The sequence below is a fragment of the Gilliamella sp. W8136 genome (assembly GCF_016101285.1).
Taxonomy (GTDB): domain Bacteria; phylum Pseudomonadota; class Gammaproteobacteria; order Enterobacterales; family Orbaceae; genus Gilliamella; species Gilliamella apicola_N.
In genome coordinates, this window is record NZ_JACFQU010000001.1 from 17660 (window position 1) to 44511 (window position 26852).

The 26852-nt window shown below is 36.0% G+C and carries 21 protein-coding genes and 2 pseudogenes; 7 read left to right on the forward strand and 16 right to left on the reverse strand.

The genetic code is table 11. From position 1 onward, the window contains the following. The first annotated feature begins 36 nt into the window (after positions 1 to 36). Positions 37 to 729, forward strand: coding sequence for a glutathione S-transferase (locus tag H3T96_RS00080; protein WP_144091263.1), 693 nt, complete (start codon positions 37 to 39; stop codon positions 727 to 729). Between the two features lie 11 nt (positions 730 to 740). Beyond that, positions 741 to 1271, forward strand: coding sequence for a hypothetical protein (locus tag H3T96_RS00085; RefSeq protein WP_144091264.1), 531 nt, complete (start codon positions 741 to 743; stop codon positions 1269 to 1271). Positions 1272 to 1379: 108 nt separating this feature from the next. Here the strand turns inward: H3T96_RS00085 and H3T96_RS00090 are convergent, their stop codons facing one another. Together H3T96_RS00090 and gltB are read right to left on the reverse strand one after the other, a co-directional pair. Continuing rightward, a complete protein-coding gene (locus H3T96_RS00090) occupies positions 1380 to 2792 on the reverse strand; it encodes an FAD-dependent oxidoreductase (RefSeq protein ID WP_065738466.1) in 1413 nt (470 codons plus the stop codon). Positions 2793 to 2804: 12 nt separating this feature from the next. Next, the gene (gene gltB, locus H3T96_RS00095) at positions 2805 to 7262 is read right to left on the reverse strand and encodes a glutamate synthase large subunit (RefSeq protein WP_144091265.1); all 4458 of its coding nucleotides are present in this window, start codon (positions 7260 to 7262) and stop codon (positions 2805 to 2807) included. 400 nt (positions 7263 to 7662) lie between these two features. On the opposite strand from gltB, the gene H3T96_RS00100 reads away from it, so the two are divergent. Further along, positions 7663 to 8844 (forward strand): NAD(P)/FAD-dependent oxidoreductase, encoded by a 1182-nt coding sequence (locus tag H3T96_RS00100; protein WP_144091266.1) that lies wholly within the window; start codon positions 7663 to 7665, stop codon positions 8842 to 8844. Between the two features lie 6 nt (positions 8845 to 8850). On the opposite strand, the gene H3T96_RS00105 is transcribed toward H3T96_RS00100, so the two are convergent. Then, positions 8851 to 10290 (reverse strand): sigma-54-dependent Fis family transcriptional regulator, encoded by a 1440-nt coding sequence (locus H3T96_RS00105; RefSeq protein WP_025314635.1) that lies wholly within the window; start codon positions 10288 to 10290, stop codon positions 8851 to 8853. A 262-nt stretch (positions 10291 to 10552) separates the two neighbouring features. Here H3T96_RS00105 and lysA point away from each other — a divergent pair, with 262 nt between their 5' ends. From lysA to H3T96_RS00125, 4 genes are read left to right on the forward strand one after another with little or no spacing between them, the layout of a single operon-like run. Next, positions 10553 to 11950: a diaminopimelate decarboxylase gene (lysA, locus tag H3T96_RS00110; protein ID WP_086326357.1), complete on the forward strand. Its 1398-nt coding sequence runs from the start codon at positions 10553 to 10555 to the stop codon at positions 11948 to 11950. Positions 11951 to 12003: 53 nt separating this feature from the next. Continuing rightward, positions 12004 to 13416 carry an APC family permease gene (locus tag H3T96_RS00115; protein ID WP_039126697.1) on the forward strand — a complete coding sequence of 471 codons (1413 nt, stop codon included), beginning with the start codon at positions 12004 to 12006 and terminating at the stop codon, positions 13414 to 13416. A 19-nt stretch (positions 13417 to 13435) separates the two neighbouring features. Next, a complete protein-coding gene (locus H3T96_RS00120) occupies positions 13436 to 14542 on the forward strand; it encodes an alanine/ornithine racemase family PLP-dependent enzyme (protein ID WP_144091267.1) in 1107 nt (368 codons plus the stop codon). A 56-nt stretch (positions 14543 to 14598) separates the two neighbouring features. Further along, on the forward strand, positions 14599 to 15993 hold the full coding sequence (locus H3T96_RS00125; protein WP_198248552.1) for an amino acid permease: 1395 nt from the start codon (positions 14599 to 14601) through the stop codon (positions 15991 to 15993). Between the two features lie 119 nt (positions 15994 to 16112). On the opposite strand, the gene H3T96_RS00130 is transcribed toward H3T96_RS00125, so the two are convergent. The 13 genes and pseudogenes from H3T96_RS00130 to lplT form a co-directional block, all read right to left on the reverse strand. Continuing rightward, entirely contained in the window at positions 16113 to 16715 is a 603-nt protein-coding gene (locus H3T96_RS00130; RefSeq protein ID WP_039126690.1) for a MarC family protein, read from the reverse strand. A gap of 156 nt (positions 16716 to 16871) precedes the next feature. Then, complete coding sequence (gene rplS / locus H3T96_RS00135) at positions 16872 to 17222, reverse strand: 50S ribosomal protein L19 (protein ID WP_025314641.1); 351 nt, start codon at positions 17220 to 17222, stop codon at positions 16872 to 16874. A gap of 31 nt (positions 17223 to 17253) precedes the next feature. Beyond that, positions 17254 to 18006 (reverse strand): tRNA (guanosine(37)-N1)-methyltransferase TrmD, encoded by a 753-nt coding sequence (gene trmD / locus H3T96_RS00140; RefSeq protein ID WP_039126684.1) that lies wholly within the window; start codon positions 18004 to 18006, stop codon positions 17254 to 17256. A gap of 16 nt (positions 18007 to 18022) precedes the next feature. Beyond that, the gene (gene rimM, locus H3T96_RS00145; protein WP_039126681.1) at positions 18023 to 18553 is read right to left on the reverse strand and encodes a ribosome maturation factor RimM; all 531 of its coding nucleotides are present in this window, start codon (positions 18551 to 18553) and stop codon (positions 18023 to 18025) included. 23 nt (positions 18554 to 18576) lie between these two features. Further along, positions 18577 to 18825, reverse strand: a complete 249-nt coding sequence (gene rpsP / locus H3T96_RS00150; RefSeq protein ID WP_039126678.1) for a 30S ribosomal protein S16 — start codon at positions 18823 to 18825, stop codon at positions 18577 to 18579. A 189-nt stretch (positions 18826 to 19014) separates the two neighbouring features. Then, on the reverse strand, positions 19015 to 19392 hold the full coding sequence (locus tag H3T96_RS00155) for a DUF956 family protein (protein ID WP_039126675.1): 378 nt from the start codon (positions 19390 to 19392) through the stop codon (positions 19015 to 19017). Between the two features lie 166 nt (positions 19393 to 19558). After that, the gene (locus H3T96_RS00160; protein ID WP_039126672.1) at positions 19559 to 20470 is read right to left on the reverse strand and encodes a PTS system mannose/fructose/sorbose family transporter subunit IID; all 912 of its coding nucleotides are present in this window, start codon (positions 20468 to 20470) and stop codon (positions 19559 to 19561) included. A 16-nt stretch (positions 20471 to 20486) separates the two neighbouring features. Beyond that, positions 20487 to 21287, reverse strand: coding sequence for a PTS mannose/fructose/sorbose transporter subunit IIC (locus H3T96_RS00165; protein ID WP_144091268.1), 801 nt, complete (start codon positions 21285 to 21287; stop codon positions 20487 to 20489). Between the two features lie 23 nt (positions 21288 to 21310). Then, positions 21311 to 21853 (reverse strand): annotated as a pseudogene (locus tag H3T96_RS14910) (PTS system mannose/fructose/N-acetylgalactosamine-transporter subunit IIB); the annotation flags it as partial. 51 nt (positions 21854 to 21904) lie between these two features. Next, positions 21905 to 22285: pseudogene (locus H3T96_RS14915) on the reverse strand (PTS sugar transporter subunit IIA); the annotation flags it as partial. A gap of 523 nt (positions 22286 to 22808) precedes the next feature. Then, the gene (locus tag H3T96_RS00175) at positions 22809 to 24560 is read right to left on the reverse strand and encodes a carboxylesterase family protein (RefSeq protein ID WP_144091270.1); all 1752 of its coding nucleotides are present in this window, start codon (positions 24558 to 24560) and stop codon (positions 22809 to 22811) included. Positions 24561 to 24756: 196 nt separating this feature from the next. Further along, a complete protein-coding gene (gene murQ, locus H3T96_RS00180; protein ID WP_144091271.1) occupies positions 24757 to 25668 on the reverse strand; it encodes an N-acetylmuramic acid 6-phosphate etherase in 912 nt (303 codons plus the stop codon). Further along, entirely contained in the window at positions 25655 to 26842 is a 1188-nt protein-coding gene (gene lplT, locus H3T96_RS00185; protein WP_144091272.1) for a lysophospholipid transporter LplT, read from the reverse strand. The genes murQ and lplT overlap by 14 nt, the downstream gene beginning before the upstream one ends. Positions 26843 to 26852 lie beyond the last annotated feature (10 nt).

The following is a 26852-nucleotide window of genomic DNA, read 5'->3' on the forward strand; positions in this document are numbered from 1 at the left end:
CGAATTTAATTAATTTTGTTAAAAGGGATGTTGAATATGAATTATACACTTTATATTGGCAATAAAAACTACTCAACATGGTCTATGCGTCCTTGGGTTGTGATGAAATATTTTGATATTCCTTTTAACGAAAAGCTTGTTAAATTTGATAGTTTTAATGATGATTCTTTGTTTAAAAGGACAATGTGCTCTGTTTCAAAATACGGCACTGTACCTATCCTAATTGATGAAGATTTAGTGATAAGTGACTCTTTAGCTATTTGTGAATATTTGGCTGAAAAGCATCACGACCTAGCTTTATGGCCGGCTGACCCCAAAAAAAGAGCAATTGCTCGAAGTTTAGTCGCTAAAATGCATTCTGGATTTCAAGCTATTCGAACTTATTTGCCGATGAATATTGAAGCTGAGTTTCCTCAAATAGGGCAAATAATATTACGAGACCATTTAGAGGTAAAAAAAGAAATCATGTTTTTAGATGATTTGCTATCCTCGTTATTAACCTCGAAAAAATCAAATTGTAACTATTTGTTTGGCGATTTTAGTATAGCCGATGGCTTTTATGCCCCTTTATGCCTAAGATTAAAAAATTATCATATAGCAACCAGCCCGATTCTTAACAACTATATTGATACTATTTGTAATACCAAAGGCATTAAAGATTGGATAAATGATGCATTACAAGAACAATCTTTTGTTGCGATGGACGAACCATATCGTTTACATAGATAAGACGAATTAACATGAAAATACCATCCCATTTAACACAATACGCTATAAACATTATTGAAGATGAGTTTGACGGAGAAACATCTTTTTTTATCCAATCATCTAATAAAGAACAATGGTTTGAAATTTACTATTATGGTGAATTAGAAAATGGCTATATTACTGGTTTAGAGCCAACTTTTTCCAATATTAAAATTGTGGCAAAATCCATTAATAGTAAAGAAGAAATATTGCTATTTGATGAAACGGTGCATGGATATAACGCAATGTTTTGTGATAATCACTCTAATGAAGAGAAGAACAATAGAACACTTGAAAAACTTAATGTGCCTGCGTCAAAAATAAAATTAACATTTGGCTACAGTATTGACTATGATTCTGAGAAAGAACTTTATGACTTTGATGAAAATGGCAATGTGAACTTAATTGATGAGCGTAAAATCACGTGGCAACAGCTACTCTGCGATGGTGTTGATTGGGTATCAATTTTTTTAATTGATGAATATGGAAATGAACAACCAATAGTAGATGCAGAATTGGCTTAATTTTTTACATTATTCATTATTGGATAGACTATTGCTGAAATGAATTTATCTATAATTAAAAACCCGCTTATATAAAGCGGGTTTTATTTTTTGATAAAAAACTAGCAATTATACTTCTAAATAATCCAAGATACCTGCTGCAGCCTTACGGCCTTCGCTAATTGCCGTTACAACTAAATCAGAGCCACGAACCGCATCGCCACCCGCAAAGATTTTGGAATTGGTTGTTTGATAACCTTTTATTTCAGGTGCGATTATTCGTCCTTTATCGTCAAAATCAACACCATGCTCGGCTAGCCACGGCATTGCATGTGGTTTAAATCCAAATGCCATAACGACAGCATCGGCAGGAAGAACAAATTCAGAACCTTCGATAACCACCGGTGATCGACGACCTTTGGCATCGGGCTCACCAAGCTCAGTTCTTACCATTTTTACACCTGTCACTTGTCCTGTTTTATTGATTTCAATGCTAAGCGGTTGCACATTAAATTGGAATTGTACGCCTTCTTCTTTGGCATTTTTAACTTCACGTTTAGAGCCTGGCATATTGGCTTCATCACGACGATAAGCGCATGTTACTTCGGTTGCACCTTGACGAATAGATGTTCGCACACAATCCATGGCGGTATCACCACCACCTAATACGACAACACGTTTATTTTTCATATCAACATATGGTGTATCTTGTGTTTGCTCATGTTTCATAATATGCTTAGTATTAGCAATCAAAAATGGTAATGCATCATAGACACCATTTGCATCTTCATTTTCAAGCCCTGCACGCATAGATTGATATGTACCTGTGCCAATAAAGACCGCTGCAAATTCATTGAGTAAATCAGCCAGTTGTATCGTTTTGCCAACTTCGGTGTTTAATCTGAATTCAACGCCCATTTCGGTAAAAATACGACGACGGTTAATTAATACTTCTTTATCTAATTTAAAGGCCGGAATACCAAACGTTAACAACCCACCAATTTCAGGATGACGATCGAAAACCACTGGCGTAACCCCATTACGTACTAAGACATCAGCGCAAGCAAGACCTGCTGGACCAGCACCAATAATCGCCACTTTTAATCCAGTTTTTTCGACATTTGATAGATTCGGTTTCCATCCCATTTTGAATGCTTCATCAGTGATATAACGTTCAATATTACCAATGGTAACTGCACCAAATTCTGCATTAAGAGTACAAGAACCTTCACAAAGCCTGTCTTGCGGGCAAACGCGTCCACAAACTTCAGGTAAACTATTCGTTTGGTGAGATAGTTCAACCGCTTCTAAAATTTTGCCTTCATTAACTAATTTTAGCCAATTAGGAATATAGTTATGTACAGGGCATCGCCACTCACAATATGGATTACCACATGCTAAGCAACGATCAGCTTGCGCTTGAGACTGCGAAGCTGAAAAGCCTTCATAAATTTCAACAAATTCTATTTTACGGATGTTTAGCGATTTTTTAGGCGGATCAACACGTTGTAAATCGATAAACTGATAAACATTTTGACTCATTTCGTGTTCTCCTTACTGTGCCTGAACGCGTAGTTCTGCTGATGAACGACTACGATGCCCAAGTAGTGCTTTTACATCGCTGGATTTCGGTTTAACTAATACAAATTGTTTAGCAAATTCTTGCCAATTAGCTAAGATTTCTTCCGCACGAGATGAGTTGGTCAGTTGAGAATGTTCCATGATTAAGCCACGAAGATGTTCTTCATGAATTGGGTAATCAGCAACATTTAACATTTCAACTAATTCTTTATTAATGCGTTTATCAAAATCACCATCAATATCTAAGATATAAGCAAAACCCCCCGTCATTCCTGCACCAAAGTTAACACCGGTTTTACCTAAAACACAAACAATACCGCCAGTCATGTATTCACAACCGTTATCACCAATGCCCTCAACCACACTGATGGCACCAGAATTACGTACAGCAAAACGTTCGCCAGCACGACCTGCTGCGTATAATTTACCTCCAGTTGCACCATAGAGACAGGTATTTCCGGCAATAGTTGCTTCATGACTTAAAAACGCTGAGCCTTGAGGTGGACGAATAACAATGCGGCCGCCTGCCATACCTTTCCCAACATAGTCGTTAGCATCACCTGTTAGGGTTAAATCTACGCCACCAGCATTCCATACACCAAAACTTTGACCGGCTGTGCCGTTGAAGTTTAATGAAATTGGTTCTGATACTAAACCTTGATCACCATATTTTTTGGCAATATAGCCCGATAGACTAGTGCCCACAGAACGGTCTGTGTTTTGAATATCAAAGTAGAAACTTTTACTTTGGCGCGCATCAACAAACTGTTGGGTTTGTGTGATGATCTCTTTATTAAGCACACCTTTATCAAATGGTTTATTATCTTCAATGCAGTAAACAGGTTTACCTTCATGTGGCGTTGCTGTTTCGAGCAGACTTGATAAATCCAGTTTTTGTTGTTTAGCGGTAATACCGTCCAGTTCTAAAAGAAGATCTGTCCGTCCGATTAAATCAACAATACGACTTACACCGAGCTCGGCCATAACTTCTCGGGTATTACGTGCAATAAAGCGGAAATAATTCATGGCTTTTTCCGGTAAACCATGATAATGCTCACTCCGTAATTTTTCATCTTGGGTAGCAACACCTGTTGCACAATTATTAAGATGACAAATACGCAAGTATTTACAACCTAAGGCAACCATTGGTCCTGTACCAAAACCAAAGCTTTCAGCACCTAAAATGGCGGCTTTTACAATATCTGTACCCGTTTTTAATCCACCATCAACTTGTAAACGTATTTTGTGACGTAATCCGTTTGCAACTAAAGATTGTTGGGTTTCAACAAGTCCCAGCTCCCATGGTGAACCCGCATATTTAACGGATGTTAATGGACTCGCTCCTGTTCCGCCGTCATAACCTGAAATAGTGATTAAATCGGCATAAGCTTTAGCCACACCAGTCGCAATGGTTCCTACGCCTGGCTCTGAAACCAATTTAACTGAAATCATTGCATTTGGGTTAATCTGTTTTAAATCGAAAATTAGCTGAGCTAAATCCTCAATAGAGTAAATATCGTGATGAGGCGGTGGCGAAATTAGGGTTACGCCAGGGACTGAAAAACGTAATTTAGCAATATAAGGTGTGACTTTATCACCCGGTAGTTGACCACCTTCACCTGGTTTAGCACCTTGAGCCACTTTAATTTGAATGACATCTGCACTCATTAAATAACCCGGTGTTACCCCAAAACGGCCTGATGCCACTTGTTTAATACGAGAAACTTTGATGGTGTTATAGCGCGCGGGATCTTCTCCTCCCTCGCCAGAATTTGAATAACCCCCTAAAGTATTCATTGCTGTTGCAAGTGATTCATGCGCTTCTGGGCTAAGTGCGCCAATTGACATTGCTGCCGAGTCGAAACGTTTAAACAATGATTCTTCAGGTTCAACTTCATCAAGTGCAATAGCCCCATTTTCAGGTGGATTAAGTTTTAATAAATCACGCAATGTAGCAACAGGTCGATTATTAACGATATCTGCATAACGTTTATAATCTTCATAGTTGCCATTATTGACAGCCAGTTGTAATGATTGTACAACATCGGGATTATAAGCATGATATTCGCCACCATAAACAAATTTAAGTAATCCACCTTGATCTAATGGTTTACGACGTAACCAAGCACTTTTGGATAAGTTAAATTGGTCTTGAGCAAAATCATCAAAATTAGCGCCACTGATACGACTAGTGACCCCTTGGAAGCAGAGATCAACCACATCTTTATGTAATCCGACTGCTTCAAAAAGTTTTGAACATCGATAAGAGGCAACGGTTGAGATGCCCATTTTAGACATGATTTTATATAAACCTTTATTAATCCCATTACGATAATTCAAAATAGCTTCGCGGTAGGATTTATTAATGGTGCCATTATCGACCATTTTTGCTAAAGTTTCGTACGCTAAATAAGGATAAATGGCTGTAGCACCAAAACCGATAAGTACGGCAAATTGATGTGGGTCACGACAACTACCTGTTTCTACAATAATATTTGCATCACAACGTAAATTCTTTTCAACTAAGCGTTGCTGTACTGCACCTAACGCCATAGGTGCAGGAATAGGTAAGCGATCAGCTGCGATATTTTTATCTGATAGAATTAGTAATACTGTACCATTACGTACTTTTGCTTCAGCATCACCACATAACTGTTCAATTGCATCGCGCAAACTGCCGTCAATATCATAAGTCATATCAAGTTTTTCAGATTTATAGTAGCGAGACTCTAAGGCGATTAACTGCTCAAGATCTGAATGAACTAAAACCGGATATTTAAATGCCACACGATGCGCTTGTCCTTCTGCTTCAGCAAAAACATTCATTTCACGTCCAATGCTGGTAGAAAGTGACATTACGTGCGCTTCACGCAATGGATCGATTGGAGGATTTGTGACTTGGGCAAATTTTTGTCTGAAGTAATCATAAATCAGGCGTGGTCTGCTTGATAGTACCGCAAATGGCGTATCATCTCCCATCGAGCCAGTGGCTTCTTGACCGTTTTCACCTAAAACTCGGATACATTGTTCAAGTTCTTCACTACTATAACCAAATTGTTTTTGATAGGTAGCAAGTAATACATCATCATAGGTGCGTGAACCAATATTTTCATCGGGTAAATCTTCAAGAGGAATAAGTCGCTTCACGTTTTTAGCCATCCATTCTTTATATGGATGACGTTTTTGTAGATCGTTATCAGTTTCTGATGATTGTAAAATACGGCCTTCTTCAGTATCAATTACCATCAGTTCGCCTGGGCCAACGCGTCCTTTAGCGACAACTTCGTCAGGTTGATAATCCCAAATACCAATTTCTGACGCGCAGGTAATGAGTTTATCGGTGGTAATGACATAACGAGCAGGGCGCAAACCATTACGGTCTAAATTACAGGCTGCGTAACGTCCGTCAGACATAACAATACCTGCTGGGCCATCCCATGGTTCCATATGCATTGAATTAAAATCAAAAAAGGCACGTAGGTCTTCGTTCATGTCAGGATTATTTTGCCATGCAGGTGGCACAAGTAGGCGCATAGCACGCACTATATCCATACCGCCCACTAAAAATAGTTCAAGCATATTATCTAATGAACTTGAATCCGAACCCGTAACATTTACGAAAGGTGCGGCATCTTGTAGATCGGGTATCAATGGTGTTTTAAATTTATAAGAACGTGCTTTTGCCCATTGTCTATTACCTTCAATGGTATTAATTTCACCATTATGGGCTAGATGTCTAAAAGGTTGGGCGAGCGGCCAACGAGGAACCGTATTGGTTGAAAATCGTTGATGGAATAAACAAATTGCAGTTTCCATACGCAGATCCGCTAAATCTAAATAAAATCGTGGTAAATCTTTAGGCATGCAAAGGCCTTTATAGATATTAACCTGATTTGAAAAACTGCATACATAAAAAGTATCATCTTGTACTCGTTTTTCAATACGGCGACGCACCATATATAAACGACGCTCTAAATCAATTTTAGTCCATCCAGCAGGGGCATTGACAAAAACTTGTTCAATTTGTGGTAGTGATGATAAGGCGATTTCGCCTAAAACACTTTTATCGATAGGTACTTCACGCCAACCTAAAATAGATAAAGTTTCATTAGCAAGTTCTTCTTCGACAATATCACGGCTAGCTTGTGCTTCTTTTTCGTCTTGACTTAAAAATAGCATACCAACAGCATAATTGGTAGCTAAACGCCAGCCAGCTTCTTGTGCAACTAGTCTAAAAAAACGATCAGGTTTTTGTAATAAAAGGCCACAGCCATCACCAGTTTTACCGTCTGATAGTATGGCTCCTCGGTGTTGCATTCGGGCAAGCCCGTGTATTGCAGTACGCACCACTTTATGACTTGGTTGCCCTTCAATATGAGCTATTAGACCAAATCCGCAGTTATCTTTTTCATGATGCTGGTTATATAACATATCATTGCCTCTAATTCATCGCTTTTATAATTTAAGAAAAAATAGGCTTTAATCCCATAATGACTAAGAAATTAAAGAAAAATAGTATTTTGGTCAAATAAATATTACTTATAAGTCAATCTTCTAATAACTTATATTAAAGTTATTAATGAAGCTAATATCTGATTTTAATTATCTGTTTTTATTAAAATTAAATTTTTATTAGGATAAAATCTTGGTAAACGATCGTTTTTTTCATAATCAGAATTAATATTTGATCAAAAAAAGTTTGTAAAAAGGAAATTATGAGCATCAAAATAGACAATGTTTTCACAATTTTTTCAAGATTGAGGTAGTTAGAATCGCAAGATTTATACTGCTATAATACGTCATCTTTTTCTTTGAGTAATGTATATTAAATATGCAAACGAAAATTACAATTGTAGGTGCTGGAGCAGCAGGGCTGTTTTGTGCGGGATTATTAGGACAAAGAGGCTATGATGTCACTATAATTGATAATGGTAAAAAAATTGGCCGTAAAATATTAATGTCTGGTGGTGGTAAATGTAATTTTACTAATCTCACTGTTGAAGCAAGTAATTATATTTCTCAAAATCCGCATTTTTGTAAATCTGCTTTAAAACGATTCTCCCAATGGGATTTTATTCAATTAGTTAATGAATATAAGATTGCTTATCATGAAAAAGATCATGGTCAGTTATTTTGTGATAATTCAGCTCAAGATATTGTCGATATGCTTGTACAGGAGTGTCAAAAAGGACAAGTTAAATTTATGCTACAAACACAATTAGAAGAAGTTGAGTCTGTAGATAAAGGATTTAAGTTATATACTTCACAAGGTTGTATTGAAACTGAACAGTTAATTGTGGCAACGGGCGGACAGTCGATGCCAGCACTTGGCATGACCTCTATCGGATACAAAATAGCTGAAAAATTAGCTATCCCTGTTGTACCAGTAAAAGCGGGACTGGTGCCATTTACGTTACATAAACCGTTGTTAGAAGTATTATCCACGTTATCAGGAATTGCTGTTCCGGTTGAAGTATCTAATGAACGAATCCGTTTTAAAGAAAACTTATTATTCACCCATCGTGGATTATCAGGACCCGCAATTTTACAAATTTCTAGTTATTGGCAAGCCGGGGAGCCAATCATTATTAACTTATTACCAGATAGATCATTTGAATCAACATTTAAACCATTACTTGAACAAAATCGCAATCAAACCCTAAAAAATTGTTTATCACAGATTTTACCTAAAAGGCTGATTGAGGCATTAATACAATTGAAATTGATAACAGACATAACGGTTAAGCAACTTAACCCGAAGCAGCAACAAGACCTTTATAATACATTGACTCAATGGTATATAACGCCAAATGGTACGGAAGGATATCGAACAGCTGAAGTGACATTAGGAGGAGTCAGTACCGATGCGTTATCTTCAAAAACGATGGCGGTTAAATCACATCCGAATCTCTATTTTATTGGTGAAGTTGTTGATGTAGCTGGTTGGTTAGGCGGTTATAATTTTCAATGGGCCTGGAGCAGTGCATTTGCCTGCGCACAAGCCTTTGATTAACAGAGACTAGTTATCTATTACTCCCATTTGAATATGGTATTTTTTTACCTTATATTGTAATGTAGTCCGTGAAATATTTAATAGTTTTGCAGCAGCAATAATTTTACCGTTTGCTTGATTTAATGCATCAATAATAAGTTGTTTTTCATAATTTTCAACTTGTTCGGTTAAGTTGTTATTGCTTGCAACTATGCTTGTACTTGGTTTTTCAAATTTAGTTTCAGATTGATTTTCTGGGTAAGGGCTGTGAATGTCAAATAGTTCGTCGTCAAGGATAATTTGTTGCAATTCTCCCGGTTCATTTTGTAAGACTATACTACGTACGATTGCATTTTCAAGCATTCTTACATTTCCCGGCCAAGGAGCAGACATGAGTTGTTGTAATGCGTGTTCACTAATACCTGTTATCACAACATTTACATCTGTTTTATGTTTATCAATAAAGTATCGAGCTAATACAGGAATATCTTCTTTCCTTTCCCGAAGTGCTGGGAGTTTAATTAATCCTACATTTAATCGATAAAATAGGTCACTTCGCATTTTCCCCGTTTTTAATAACTCTGCTGGCGATTCATTCATGGCGGCAACAATTCTTACATCGGCATGTTGCTCTTTATTGCCACCTAATGGCCAGTAAGTCTTTTCTTGTAAAAATCTAAGTAATTTGCTTTGCATATCAAGTGGCATAGCATTAAGTTCGTCAAGAAATAGTGTGCCCCCATTAGCCAGTTCTAAATAGCCAGGATGATTTTCAGCACCAGTAAATGCACCTTTGACTGTCCCAAATAAGGTACTTTCAATCAATGTGGTTGGTAAAGCACTGCAATTTAACGAAATAAATGCATTATTACGGCGGTGACTCGTTTGATGTATCAAATGAGCAAAAAGCTCTTTACCCGTTCCAGTTTCACCAACAATTAAAACTGGCACATCATTCGCCCCTAAAATATTTGTTTGATCAATAACCTTTTGCATTTTCTGTGATACAAAAACGATTTCAGGTAATGGTTGGTCTTTATTTTGATATAACTTACTATTAAGTTTGAATACTTGATCTTGTAATTGTCTAACAGTTGATAAATTTCGTCCTATTTCGATCGCACCAATAATATCTTTATGCTTGTTATAAAGTGGTACGGTGGTATGCATATAATCAACAAGTTTACCTACATGATTATAGTAGCTTTGATAATTATCCTGATATTCCTTACCTTGTTGTAAAGCTTGTAACATGGTACTATCTTCTTTTCTTAAATTAGGATAAACTTTAAGCATTGGTTTACCAATGGCTTGTTCCATAGGATAACCATCAAGTTCTGCACTTTCCCGATTATAATAAATGTATTTACCTTCTTTATCGATAATAGCCATTGGCTGATGGATTAAATCAAAAAAATGTTTGAATATTTCTAATGATTGTAATAATTCAGGATCGATTGTCATGATATTAGTACCTTTTTAATTTAGCTTATTAGCTAAGTTTAGCTTACGTTAATTTAAATACCTTTCAACCATTAATAAATTTGTGACAAATTTTTGTCATAAAAACATGTTTTAAACAATATGACCAATATTGTTTTTGTAATTATTTTTATAATAAATTGATTTTTAATAATTTATAAGTTGGCATGCTGATTGCATTGCAAGTGAAAAGCCATTTTGCTTGTTTTCTTATGTACTTTTTATGTACTAATTAACTGGAGGTCTTATGTCCGACAAAATTATGTCAAATTATAACAAATTACGCTCAGATCTTATAACCAAAGATCGTCGTTTCAGTGCTCAAAACGGTAAATTATGTTTTGATGGCGTAAATTTAGAAGAATTAGCAAAGAAATATCCAACACCTTTTTACGTATTTTCTGAAAAAGAAATTGACCGTAATATTCAAGAAATCAAAGATTCGTTTAAAGCTCATCCAAATACTAAGATTTTCTATGCGTCAAAAACATGTTCTGTAATGGGTGTGCTAAAAGCAATTAAAGATGCAGGTATTTATGCTGAAGCAAATTCAATGTTTGAAGTGCGTAAATGTCTAGAGATCGGTTTTCCAGGTAGTCAAATCGTTTTCAATGGCGTGGTTAAAAAACCGGTTGATTTAGAATTTGCTATTCAAAATGATCTTTATATTATCAATGTTGATAGCTTATATGAACTCGATATCATTGATGAAATTTCACGTCGATTGAAGAAAGTAGCGAATGTTTGTGTGCGAGTTGAACCAAATGTACCATCAGCAACTCATGCGGAACTTGTTACGGCATATCATGCTAAATCAGGTATTGACTTAGAACAAGCGGAAGAAACCTGTCGTCGTATTCTTGAAATGCCTTATGTACATTTACGTGGTTTACATATGCACGTAGGGGATCAAGTACCAGAATCAGAACCATTTGCTAAAGCAACGAAAGTATTAGTCGATGAGTCACGCCGTTTAGAAGAAGTCCTTGGTATTAAATTGGATTTAATTAACGTTGGTGGCGGTATTCCAGTTCCATATAAATATGACGAAGAAAATGGTAATCCATTACAGGATAATATGTATGCTGGTATTACTGCACAAGATTTTGCTGATGCAGTGATTAGAGAAGTACATAAATGGCGTACCGATGTTGAAATTTGTATTGAACCAGGTCGTAAAGTAACAGGGTCAGCTGCTGTATTATTAACCGAAGTTGCTTGTGAGAAACGTAAAACAAATTACGATTTAGACGGTAACATTGAAGAACATGTTGAATGGAAATTTGTTGACGCAGGTTATAGCGTGTTATCTGATAGTCAGCATTTTGATTGGTTCTTCTATGTGTATGATGCGTCAAGAATTACCGAAGAGCATGATCAATACATTAAACTTGCTGGACCTTTATGTGATGGTGGTGACTATTTCCATGTAGGTGTAAAAGGTGAAGAGTTCTTATTACCAAAAGACACTCAAGTTGGGGATATCATTGCATTCCTTGATGCAGGAGCTTATACCATCGAAAGTCAAACAGTATATAACAATCGACCGCGTACTGCCGTTGTTATGATTGATAAAAAAGGTAAAGATCGATTGATTCGCCGTGAGGACACTTACGAGGATATGGTTGGATACGACGTGTATTAATCATGAGTTATCTGGGGCACTTCTCGCCCCAGATATTATAATGTGAGGTTATTATGAGTGATTCTAAAGATTCAAGTTTACTTGGTATTAAAGACATTGTATTTATGAATGTCATAGCCATACTAAGTTTACGTCAAATTCCTAATGTTGCTCCTTACGGAGCGTCAGCAATGGTGCTTTGGCTTCTTGCTGCATTTTGTTTGTTTTTCCCTTTAGCGATGGTTTGTGGTGAACTTTCTACTGGTTGGCCAAAAGATGGGGGGATTTTTGTTTGGGTAAAAGAAGCGTTTGGTAAACGAGTTGGCTGGATAGTGGTTGTTTGTTTCTTATTCTCATGCGTTCTATTCTTCCCATTAATGTTACAATTTGGTTTTACTGCAATTGGTTACATGTTTAGTGCCGAGTTAGCCCAAAATCAGGTGTTTATTGGTGTTGGTTCCATGGTGGTATTTTGGATTTTAACATTAATGAATATCAAAGGTATGAAATGGACTAAAATTATAAACAGTGTTAGTGCATGGTTAGGGGTGTTTATTCCTGCTGCTATCATTGTTTTATTGGCAATTGTCTGGTTGATGACAGGCCACCCAATGGCAACTGACTATAGTCATGTTAGTGATTGGATTCCAGATTTAAGTAGCTGGGATACAATTGTCTTTTTATCAAGCATGATGTTTGCTTTTGCTGGACTTGAAGTTGCACCAATGATTGCTGGTCGTACTCGTGATCCACAACGTGACTTTCCTAAAGCGATGGCTGTATCTGCAATTGTTATCGTTGGTATCTATATGATTGGTACTTGGGCGATTAATACCTTATTACCTGCTGCCGATACTGATATTGTTGCCGGTGTAATGCAAGCAATGGAGGCTGCTGCTAAAGAGCTACATATGCCTTGGTTATTACCAGTAATGGCAATCTGTTTATTCTTTGGTGCATTAGGTCAAATTAACTCATGGTTAGTTGGGCCTATCTATATGTTACAAGAAGCATCTAAAGAGGATAATTTGCTTGGTGAACGCATTGGTCGTTTACATCCTGTGTATCAAACACCAGCATTTGCTTTAGTTATCCAAGCAATCATTGTGACCGTACTTTGTTTCTCAACGTTCGTATCACCAAGTATTGCTGCTGCTTATTGGATGTTAACCGCATTAACAACCATTTGTTACTTTATTCCTTATTTAGTGATGTTTATTGCGTACTATCGCTTACGTATTACTCAACCAGATGTACCACGTAGCTTTAAGATCCCTGGTAAAGTATTACCAATTGTTTTACCTGGTTTAGGCTTCTTATCTACGCTATTTGCGGTGATCTTAGTGTTTATTCCACCAGCACAAATCGATATGGGTGGTTATGTTGAGTATATCGCGAAAATTGTTGGTGGTGCAGTGCTTGCAATTGTGTTAGCTGAATGGATATATCATCGCGCACAAAAACGTAATCGCTTGCAACAACAATAAGATATAGAGGAGTAAATTTATGTACAAACCTGTATTGGAAATTGATTTAGGAAAATTAAAGGACAATGCTCGTGTTGAAAAAGAGTTACTTGCTAAACACGGCATTGAAGTAATGGCAGTTAATAAAGTGTTTGATGGTTGTGTTGAAACTGCAAAAGCAGTTCTAGATGGCGGTATTGATGTTATTGCTGAATCAAGAACCTATAATTTGAAAAAATTAAAAGATGCTTTAGGGTGTAAAACCTGCCTGTTACGTAGTCCTTGTTTAAGCGAAATTAGTGAAGTAGTTAAATATGCAGATATTAGCTTAAACAGTGAAAAAACGGTGATTCAAGCACTTTCAGACGAAGCCGTCAAGCAACAAAAGGTTCACCAAGTTTTATTAATGGTTGATATGGGTGATTTACGCGAAGGTATTTGGTTTGAACATATTGATGAAATTATTGATACGGTCAAACTTATTTTATCTTTACCGGGTGTTGAGCTTTATGGGCTTGGCACCAATTTTAACTGTTACGGTACTGTGCTACCGACAGTTAAAAATGGAGTAGACTTTTTAGAAATTGCGCGTAAAGTAGAAAATGCTTGCAATATTAAAATACAATATTTATCAGCCGGTAATTGTACTAGTTATCATTTATTAGATAAGGGTATCTGGCCTGAAGGACTAAATCACATCCGGATTGGTGGTTTACATGAGTTTGGTATTGAGTATGTAGATATGAAATATCTTGATGAATTTCATCACTCAAATAAACCTGTAGAAAAAGCTTGTAGTGATATGTATAAATTATATGCACAAATTATTGAGCTTAATAGTAAACCAACCGTTCCAGTTGGTGAGTTAGGGGTAGATGCTTTTCTAAATAGTAAAACGTTTGTCGATCATGGCGTACGTAAACGAGCGCTGCTTGCTTTTGGACGTCAAGATGTACCGGCTGAAAGCTGTGTGCCGATCGATGATAACATTACTGTACTTGGTCAAACCAGTGATCATACATTAGTCGATATTGAAGATGTGACTCAAACTCTTAAAGTCGGTGATATGATTGGATTTGAGCTTGATTACACTGCCTTGCTAATGGCTTGTCAAACTAGTGGTGTAGAAAAACGGTTTATCTATTAATTTGTGTTAACTGCTGGGTAACCAGCAGTTTTTATCAATGATTAGGCGGTTTATACATGGCAACATCAGCATCACAACAAAGCCAAAATCCCAGTAATTTAAAAAAGAATCTTAAAAATCGTCATCTGCTAATGATTTCGTTAGGGGGATCGATTGGTACCGGTTTATTTATTGGTATCGCTGCACCATTAACAACGGTAGGGCCATTGGGGACTATCATCGCTTATTTAATGGCTGGTAGCATAATGTTAGCAACAATGTTATGTTTAGGTGAGCTTTCTTGTGCATTTCCACATGCTGGCTCTTTTCAACATTATGCATTGATGTTTATTCCAAATCCGATTTGGAGTTATACCATTGGTTGGTTATATTGGCTTAGTTGGGTTCTGTCTATGGCAGCAGATTTAACAGCCGCTTCTATGATTGCCCACCAATTTTTTCCTGCTATTCCTATTTATCTTTTTAGCTTATTGATTTTAGTTGTTATAACCTCAGTTCATCTAACTTCTGTGCGTGCTTTTGGTGAAAGTGAGTATTGGTTTTCAACCATTAAAGTACTGGCAATTATAGCATTTATTGGTATTGGCATTTATCTTCTGTATCAGCAATATACTCAAACTCATATATTACCTACTTTTAAAACAGAACATGGCTGGTTTCCTAACGGTTTTTTATCGATTTTTGTATGTATGACCATTGTGACGTATTCGTTTCAAGGCGTTGAATTAATTGGTAGTGCAGCAGGTGAAGCTGAGTCACCTCAAACAGTATTACCTAAAATTATTACAGGTGTCGCATTCAGAATTATTCTGTTTTATGTATTAGCCATTGCGGTTTTAGCATTAGTTTACCCATATGGAACCGTGCATGATGAAATTAGTCCCTTTGTGTGGGTATTTAATAAAGCGGGTATTACTTTTGCTTCTTACATGATGTTGTTTGTTATTTTTTGTGCTGCGATATCGGCGGCCAACTCAGCTATTTATGCCAGTTCACGTATGTTATGGTCAATGGCACAGGATAATTTAGCGCCTAAATATTTTTCAGATGTCAATAAACGAGGAGTCCCCACTAAAGGCATCTTATTCATTGCAATTATTGCTTTGGTTTCATTATTTTCTAAATATATTGCTGCTGAAAAGCTCTATCTCTATTTAGTTTCAGGTACAGGACAAGTAGGTTGTTTTGCGTGGATTATTATCGCTTGGTGTCAGTATCAATTTCGTAAAGGCGTTAATAGTGGTAAGTATCCTAAAGAGATGATTAAATTTAAATCACCATTATTTCCATGGTTAGCAGCGATTTCAATTATGGTTAATATTGTGATTATTGTTGGTGTATGGTTTGGTGAGTCGGGTCATTTTATTTTATTGTCAGAAGTTGTCTTAATTATCATTATTCTAGCTTCTTATTACTACAATAAAAAACGCAATTTAATCATTAATAACTAAGATTATTTATATTCAATTAATGGATAAATACTCATAAATTAATCTTAAATAAGGTATCAAATTCAATTGTTACGCTATTTTACATAATAACGTAACAAAAATTTGTCAATAAAGGTTGGTTATTTTAGAAAAGCCGATATGCCAGTGAAAACTACTTGTGCAGCAATTGCCGATATTAGTAGTCCAGTTAGTTTTGATAAAATAGCAATACCGGTATTTTTTAATACTTTTGCAATACTTTTTGCACATAAAAGCATGGCATAAATGCCCGAAGAAGCAATAAACAATGAAACTGCACCAACCATATTGGCAGCAAAACCCACTGAACTTGTTCCCATAACAATAATTGTACCGATAGAAGCAGGACCCATGCAAAGAGGAATTGCAAGCGGTACAACACTAATATCCTCATCACTACTAATTTTATTTTTATCTGGAGAGTCATTCATCAGTGCTACTGCAGTGATAAACAGTAACGCGCCAGAACCGATACGGAATGCATCTAGGGTAAAACCGAAAACACTAAACATAGTATTACCAAAAAAGAACAACACAATGCCAATAATGAACACCGCACACGATGTTTTAAGTGCAATTTTTCGACGCTGTGGTTCATCATTTTGTTTAGTACCACTTAAGAATGCACTTAGCACTGCTGGTGGTGTCATTAATGCGAATAACTTGGTTGTAGTGGCAAGAATCGCAACAAGATAGTTATCCATAATGTTACCTTCATTTGATCTAGATATTGCTTGAATTTTGTCAACGATTGTTGGCGGGAATGAACTTTTACTATATACATAAAAACGGTCACCATAAAGGTGACCATATTTAATTGGATATATTTAATCAGTTTATTAAATATTAACCAATTTGAATTAGTTAAGGCGTTCTTTAATACGCGCTGCTTTACCACGAAGTTCGCGTAAGTAGTAAAGTTTAGCTTGACGTACTTGACCACGACGTTTCACAGTAATTGAATCAACAATTGGTGAGTGAGTTTGGAATACTCGTTCAACACCTTCGCCATTCGAAATTTTACGTACTGTAAATGCAGAATGTAAACCACGATTACGAATTGCTACAACTACACCTTCATAAGCTTGAAGACGTTTTTTGTTACCTTCAACAACCCATACTTTTACTTCAACCGTATCACCCGGACGAAAAGACGGGATGTCTTTTTTCATTTGTTCTTGTTCTAATTGCTGAATAATTGCATTTTTCATAATTTTGTCTCTTACTAGTTATACTGAAATATTAATGGCTCTGTTCATCACGATATTCACGTTGGAATTCAGTGAGTAAACATTGCTCTTCATCAGTCAGAGCTAGATTTTCAAGAAGATCTTCTCTTCTCAACCAAGTTCGTCCTAGGGATTGTTTTAATCGCCAGCGACGAATCGCTTCATGGTGACCAGACATTAATACGTCAGGCACCGCCATTCCATCTAACACCTCAGGTCGAGTATAGTGTGGACAATCAAGTAACCCGTTAGCAAAAGAGTCTTCTTCTGCTGATGATTCATGATTTAATACGCCAGGAATAAACCTTGCTAATGCATCAATCATCGTCATCGCCGGTAATTCACCGCCACTCAACACGTAATCCCCAATTGACCATTCTTCATCAATTTCAGTTTGGATAACGCGTTCATCTATACCTTCGTATCGACCACAAATCAAAATCAATTTTTGATATTGTGATAACTCACAAACACCTTGTTGGTTTAATTTGCGCCCTTGTGGGGAAAGATAGATTACTTTTGTATCGTTACCTGCTACTGTTTTTGCTGCATGAATTGCATCGCGTAGTGGTTGTACCATCATTAACATGCCGGGACCACCGCCATAAGGCCTATCATCGACAGTCTTATGTTTATCATGCGCAAAATCGCGCGGGTTCCAATATTCTACTGTTAACAGTCCGTTTTTTACGGCTCGACCAGTCACACCATAACAGGTAATTGCTTGGAACATTTCGGGAAAAAGGCTAATAACGCCAATCCACATATTCTTACCTTACCAATTAAAAAGCGGGATCCCAATCGACCACAATTGTTTTTGCTGTTAAATCAACTTGTTTTATAAATTGATCATCAACAAACGGAATTAAACGTTCTGTTGCTCCAAATGCATCTTTTAGATTTGCTTTTACCACCAATACATCATTCGAGCCAGTTTCCATTAAGTCAGTAACCTGACCCAAATCATAACCGTTAACTGTTTTTACTCGACAGCCAATCAAATCTTTCCAATAAAAATCTCCATTGTTAAGTTCTGGAAATTTTTCAGCATCAACATACACTTCAAAATTAGTTAATGCATTGGCCTGATCACGATCATCAACGCCTTTGAGTTTTACAATCATATCCTGATTATGGGGTTTGAAGCTTTCTACGATTACCTCTTGCCATTTGCCAGCACGCTGGATATACCAAGGTGTGTAATCGAAAATGCTATCTGAAAATTCTGTAAACGAAAAAATCCTGAGCCAACCACGAATGCCATAGCTAGAACCAAGTTTACCTACAACGATTAGATTCTCAGTATTCATCATTACAGTTACTATTTATTACTCAATTAAGCAGCTTTTCGTGCTTGTTTGATCAATGCATTCACACGATCAGAAACTGTTGCACCTAAACCTACCCAATGATTTACGCGATCAAGATCTAAACGTAATTCTTCTGCTTTACCTTGTGCAATTGGATTAAAAAAGCCAACGCGCTCAATAAAACGACCATCACGTGGGTTACGGCTATCAGTGACAACTACTTGATAAAAAGGGCGCTTTTTAGAGCCACCACGAGCTAAACGAATAGTTACCATAACATCCTCTTAAATTAAAAAATAATCTTTCTTTTGCCCAACATGGACAAAATCAAAGCCCCGAAATTATACTCTTTCTAGAAAAAAGTGCAATGTCTGTTTGTTGAAGCTAGGCGTGATATTGCTTGCTTTGAATTTATTTAGTCATAAATGGATAAAAATAATACTGACGATGTTTTATTTTCTGGTCTATTGTGTTTTCTTCTTTTTACGAATAAAAGCCCGTTTTAAAACATCAAAAAAACCTAATGACCTTACCATTTTTTGTCCCTCAATATAAACACGAATTGCTTTTAATGTTTTTTTGGGATCTTCAGAGGCAAAGGTGAAAGTACCGTCTTTTTTTGTTTGGATTGAATAACGAGGAATCCATCTGCCACCAAATAATACGGATGCAATAACATAATCTACTTCATCCCAAGGAATTTGGATATATTTACGAGGGTCACGCCGATGATAAAATTCAAATGCTTTATCACCAATCATTATATTGCCATATTCAGATAAACCAGTAAAAGCGGTTGCTTTCACGGTCAAATCAATTTTTGTGTTCAATGATTGAACCATCTATTACCTATCCATAACTAAGGTTGAATTGATAACACTATCCTTTTCATACACACCGTGTTTTCGTCACATTGTGTGATGAAAAGGATAATGACTGTTTAACAGAAAGCATAATTTTATACTGAAACATTATGCTTTCCTGAAACATTTTTACAAAAATAGTAGTTTATAAAAGACCAATCAAATGACCAGCGATACCTACTAAAAATAATCCAACAATGATAATGATTGGTGATACTTTTTTACGTAATAACCACATACAGAAGAATGTTAAGAGTAACGGAACAAGCCCTGGTATCAATTGATCTAAGTTATTTTGTAATGTGGTGACTTTTTCTTGAGTAAGAGATAATCCACTTTGCATTTGTTGTAATGCTTGTTGGATACCTTGAGCCCCCGCAGGTAGTGAATTCCAGTCAATAAATGCACCATTGTCTAGTTTGACTGTTGATACAATGGGCTGGAATTTTATTGATACCCACCTTTGTACTAAAGCAGCAAGTACAAACATCCCTAATATAGATGCGCCTTTAGTAATTTTTTGTAGTAAACCACCTGATAGGTTATCTGTAATTTTCGATCCAGTACGATAACCAAATTCTTGGGTGTACCACATAAAGCCCCAACGAATAATATTCCATAATATAAAGAATAAAATAGGACCCATAATATTACCACTAAGCGCTAATGAAGCACCAAGAGCACCAAGCATTGGTCGTACCGTAAACCAAAACACTGGATCACCAACCCCAGCTAAAGGTCCCATCATCCCAACTTTTACCCCTTGAATGGCAACATCATCAACAGCGGCACCGTTGGCGCGCTCTTCTTCTAAAGCAAGCGTTACACCTAAAACAGGTGATGCTAAATATGGATGGGTATTAAAAAACTCTAAATGACGTTTTAGCGCTGCTGAGCGGTCTTCTTTCGTGGTATATAATTTTTTGATAGCAGGGATCATAGAATAAACCCAACCACCATTTTGCATACGTTCATAGTTCCAAGAACCTTGAAGGAAAGTTGAACGCCAAGCAACAGCTAAACGATCTTTTTTGCTTAATTGAATTCTATCTGTCATTTTCTTCTCCAAGTTCTTAGTAATCATTCAAAATATCATCAAGCGGATCACCTTTACTACCGCCATTTGATGAATTGCCGCGTTCAGAAAGATTGAGATATATCAGTGCTAATGCAATTCCTAACGCACCAAGGGCAATTAATGTTAATTGTGATATAGCGGCAACCACAAAGCCAATAATGAAAAATGGCCATACTTCACGGTTTGCCATCATGTTTATTACCATTGCATAACCAACTGCAACAACCATACCACCACCAATAGCCATACCGGTTGTTAACCATTCAGGCATTGCATTTAAGGCTTCTCTTACCGTTTCTGCAGGAATGAAAAGTAACGCAGCTGCTGGAATGGCAATACGTAGACCTTGCAAGCAGATACCTAAAATTTGCAACCATTCGATTTTACGAATATTACCTTCTTCTGCTGCGGCATCCATCATATGAACTAATGGAACGGCGATAGTTCGCACAATCATAGTTAAAAATAATCCAGCAACCGCAAGTGGAATAGCTACTGCAATAGCTGTTGATACGCCTGCAACGCCTTGACCACCTAAAACTAAAATAATCGATGATGCAACGGCGGCGAGTGCGGCATCAGGTGCTACGGCTGCCCCAATATTTGCCCAACCTAAAGCAATCATTTGTAACGATCCACCTAATACTACACCCGCGTCTAAATTACCAGTCACAAGTCCAATTAATGAACATGCAACAAGTGGCTGGTGAAATTGAAATTGATCTAAAATACCTTCCATACCGGCTAGAAAGGCAATAGCTATCACTAATATGATAGCAACGATTGATAATGTCATAATATATAACCCCTTAAATAAAACTAATTTTTTTGTTCAGCTAATTCTTCTTTCGCTTTTTTCAATAAATCATCCATATTACTATTGGAATCATTTGGTACTTTGCGAACATCAAATTTAACGTTTTTGGCTTTCAATTTTTCAAATGCATCAACATCATCAGCATTCATTGAAAGTACTTTGTTAACCATGACTTTACCAACAGAATGTGCCATTGAGCCAATATTAAGAACATCAATATCGACACCACCTTCTATCGCACGTAAAACATCTTGAGGGTTTTCAAATAAGAGCAAGGCTTTAGTATTGCCAAATCGAGGGTCATGCGATACTTCAATTATTTTTTTAATTGGTACAACGTTTGCTTTAACTCCAGGAGGTGCAGCTTCTTGAATAAGTTTTTTTCTTAATTCATCTTTAGCGACGGAATCAGAAACCACAATTATACGATTAGGATTGGTTGATTTAGTCCAAGCAGTTGCAACTTGTCCATGTAATAATCGTGAATCAACTCGCGCTAAGACAATTTTCATTTTGCCATCACCAAGTACCGTTCCTTCTGGTATTGTGTTAGATACTTGGGTTGTTGGTGAATTTTGATTTGGTGCATCAACAGTTGCTTTGACCCCTTCTCTTGCAGGTTCAATAATTGCAGCAGCAATTTCTTTGGCGGTCTCCATTGAAAAACGTGAAGAGTAAGCTTCAATAAGCATTGGAAGATTTAAACCGGCAACGATCGCCCAATTACTGTGTTCGCCACACAAATTATTAGCCTGATTAAAAGGTGTGCCGCCCCATAAATCTACTAAAAATAATACTTCATCTTGATTGTCAAATGTTGCGATTGCTTCCTGCATTCGTTCTTTTAAACTTTCTGGACTGTCACTAGGATGCAAGGTAATGGCTTTAACATTTTCTTGCTCTCCAAAGATCATCGATCCTGATTGTAGAATACCTTCAGCAAACTCCCCATGAGTAGCTAGGATAATTCCTACCATATGATTTCCTCCGGATTTTTATATTATTGAATAATATAAATGTGTTATAAAATTACTCTAAAAAATTATTACTAATTCAGTTATTTGCTACAATAAAAAAATGTCACTCTTTTACCACGCAAAAAAAGCAAAGGTTTTTTAGTGTAAATCTGACTGCATATTTATTCCATTAAAGAATATATTTATTCCATCAAAGAATATATTTATTATATTATAAATTTTATTATTAAATCATTGCATTTGTTAAAAGTTGTGACATAGATAATAGATTATGTTATTAAAAAACATCTCGTTATAATCGAAAAAAATCACAATAATCAAAAATAAATAATTTATTTTTTCCCTAAAATTAAGAATTTCTTGATGTTTGGATAATTGCTATAATTTTTTTGAAAAAATATTTAGATTATTGGTTACTCAATTTTATTTTATCGATTTGTAAACTTTTTTATGATCTTTATTAGGCACAATATATGGTTATCAAATGATAATACAGAATATATTGTGCATAAGATTACTTAACTTATTTAATCCATAATGATTTATTTTTATACCTTTGATCAAGTTCAGCACTAAACCAGCGACCGTTTAAAACTTCAGAAATGATGATATTTTTCGTTTCTTGATTAATTGATTGATCAACATCCATTTCATTAAGTACATCACTGTAGGTAAACTTTTTGCCTCCCATATACGCAATGGCTTTTACTTTATCTGCGTTCATGTATAAATAGGCATTATTTGCCTTACTATGGTCAGCGGTCCAATTATTCCAATAAACTAAATTAGTTCCATTAGGATCACCTGAATGAATAAAATTATTAAGGTATTTTTTGAATGTCATACTTAATTGTTTGGCGCCTTGAGTTTTATATGCATTACCAATGAAACCATCATAATTTTGTGAATTAGCATCCAATAATGGTAAGAAAACTCCATGAAAAGCACCAAATAATGCCATTTGGGAACCAACACTATTGGTGTCTTGACCAAATTCTATTTCTACCCCATAAATTTTGGCTTTATAAAAGGGAGCCATTTTCTGCGCAGAATCTGCTACATTAAATAGGTCATATAAACGCCCCCCATATTTATTGGTAAAATTAAATTCTTTAAGTTTCTTGCCTGTTGGTAAACCATTGTTGAAAGCATCACTAAAATAAGGGGATGTTTGGGCGAATAATGAAAATTCGCCGGTGCCAGTTAACATAATCAATGGCACAGAATTATATTCATGAGTATTAAAACCGTTTTTAGGAATGACATATCCATCATTATATAAATGTGGAAAAACGCTCATTCTTATTCCAGCATTCCCCATAAGTGATACTAGTCGTTGTGAAGATAAACTATAAAGATAATTTCTTACATCAGAGTGATTAGTTAACAGCCAATTATAAGCTTCTTCTTGGGTTGGTTTTATTTTATCTTCAACAACAAGGGGAGCGATAGCCTTAGCAAATACTTTTACGCTATCTTGTTTATCCGCAATAGTCATGCCACCACTAAAAGATATTGCTTTTTGGAATTTGTCTTTGAAAATAGGCGAGATTAACATTGCCATTACATCTCGCCCACCAGCAGAAAAACCAGATACGGTTATATTATTAGCGTCTCCGCCAAAATTAGTTATATTATCTTTTATCCAATCTAAGGATTTTGCAATATCAAGTAGAGCATAATTTCCTGAATCTTCGAGTTTATCACCAGTTTGTAAGGCAGGAAGTGGATTGAATCCCAATGGTCCTAAACGATAATTAATTGAGACAAAAATACCGTCAATGTCATTTACCATGGTATTTCCTGTCATTTCCTCCGCTTTACCATTTTGATTATTTCCACCGTGAATATAAACCAGTACTGGTAAATTATTCGATTTATTATTAGGTCGATATATATTGAGATTTAGACTGTCATCTGACCCAATAACTTTATTTTCTTTAATCTGAAATGCGACTTTGCTTGCTTGGGTTGCATCTAATACGCTTTCCCATGGTTCAGGATCAACGGGTTTTTTCCACCTTAGTTGACCAGCTGGTGATTTGGCATAAGGTATGCCCGTCCAAACAATAACGTTATTTATTTTATCGAATTGACCTTTTACCATACCATATCGGGTTTGAACCAAAGTGGCATCAGCAGTTTGGTTGATATCGACTTGATGATTATCAACGTTATGTGAATTATTTTGATTACTCGCAAATGTTGGGAGGGATAGAGCAAATAGACCAATTAAGACGGCGGCAATATTAAGTTTTAGTAATGATTTTTTCATAGATTTTCCTTTTATAAAATAAAACTTAAATAAAATTTGAATTAGTTTTTTCAAAAAATCCATCAATGAATGAACATAGTAACATTTGAAATTAGAGCAAAATTATTGTTTTTATAAATGGTTATTTCAATTGCTGTGAATGAAAAATTAGACTTGAGTCACAAATTGGGTATACCAATTTGTGTTATTTAGCAATTTATGCAGGGTGGTTATTTATTGCTTTGCGAATAGAATCATTATTTTGTAACAATATTTTTTTTGCTTGTAACTCATCAATATCCGCAAGAATCATTAATATTGCTGTTTTACAATGTTTTTTGCATTTATTCAATGCAGCTATTGCTGTTTCACGACTGCAATCAGTAGCTTGCATAACGATTGATATTTGTCGTTCAATGAGCTTGGCATTCGTTGCTTCAACATCAACCATTAAATTGCCGTAAACTTTGCCAATTTTGATCATGCTTGCGGTAGTTAGCATATTGAGTACTAACTTTTGTGCAGTGCCAGCTTTCATTCTTGATGAACCCGTGATCACTTCAGCTCCAACAATTGGGGTAATAGCGATGTCTGCTAATTTAATCATTGGTGCCTTAGGATTACAACATAAACTAATAACTATTGCTCCCAGTGATTTGGCATATTGCATACCACCTATTACATAAGGTGTGCGCCCACTAGCTGCAATACCGACTAAAATATCGTTAGTGCCAAAATCAATATTGGCTAAATCATTGATAGCTTGATTAGGATTATCTTCAGCGTTTTCAACTGCTTTAAAAATAGCTGGTGTTCCACCAGCTATTAAGCCTATGACCTGCTGCGGTGGTGAGCCATAAGTAGGTGGGCACTCGCTGGCATCTAAAATACCCAATCGACCAGAGGTACCGGCACCAAGATAAATTAATCGACCTTGTTTTAAAAAAGCTTGGCTGATAGCATCAACTGCTTGAGCTATATTATAAAGTTCCTTTTCAACAGCTAACGCCACTTGTTTATCTTCATTATTGATAATTTTAAGTATCTCTAATGTTGAACAGTTATCAATATGTTCGCTATTAGGATTGCGACTTTCGGTTATCATCTCTGAAAGATTAATTTTTTGCATGTTTTTTTAATCCTAACCATAACAATAAAATTACAATAGCAAATAAACCGCCAAAACCAACACCGATTGCTATAACAGGTAAATCCATAGCAACAGCTAAAGTGTAAAGCCCTAACATTACCATCATAGCCGTGTATTCACTTAAGTTTTGTACCGAAATCACACTGCCCGCACCAACTAAATCTTTACCTATTTTTTGAATAAAAGCATTTAAAGGTACTAAAAAGAAGCCACCTAAAGCCCCAATGACAACTAACAAAATATAAGATGAAATAATATTACCTTGTAATGTAAAAGCAATTACCATAATTCCCATCATAATTCCTGCTGGAATACAACGTAATGTGTTATTTATTGAGATAAATGTACTAGCCAGTCCAGCACCAATTACAATACCAATAGCAACAATAGCATTAAGGTTGGTTGGTGTGGCATTATCGTGAATATCTAAAACGACAGGAACCCAACTGATCAACAGAAAACGTAAAGTAATACCTGCGCCCCAAAATAAACTTGTGCCTAATAATGTAAACAGTACTTGCCTGTTGGTAAATATTATTTTAACCGTATTAGCAAAATCTTTGACCATACTTAAAAATTGCCATTGAATATTTTGTCTTGCAGCAGGTAATTTAGGAATAAAAATGTTAGCAATTACAGCAAGTCCATACATAAATACACACGCAAATAACGCCGCAGTTACATTAAGATCGGCAATATGTCCGCCTGCTAATGACCCAAGCAGAATAGCAGCAATCGTTGATGCTTCAATTAATCCATTAGCTTTTACTAAATTATCACCACTGGTAAGTTCTCCCAAAATTCCATATTTTGCTGGAGAATATGCTGCAGCACCAATACCAACTAAAAAATAGCCTACAAATGGACTTAAGTTTAAACAGATACAACCGGCACCTAATAACTTTATACCGTTTGAAATCATCATAACTTTTCCTTTGGACATACTATCAGCAAATTGACCGACAAAAGGGGAAAGTATAATAAAAGGCACAACAAAACCAATTTGTAATGCTGACTGGCTCCATTCTGGATAATGTAAATTTTTAATGAATGCCAATATGGCAAAGAAGATTGCATTATCAGCAAAGGCTGAAAAAAACTGCGCTAGCATGGTCGCAACCATGCCTTTGCTTAATAGTGACAGTTGTTTCATATGATATCCT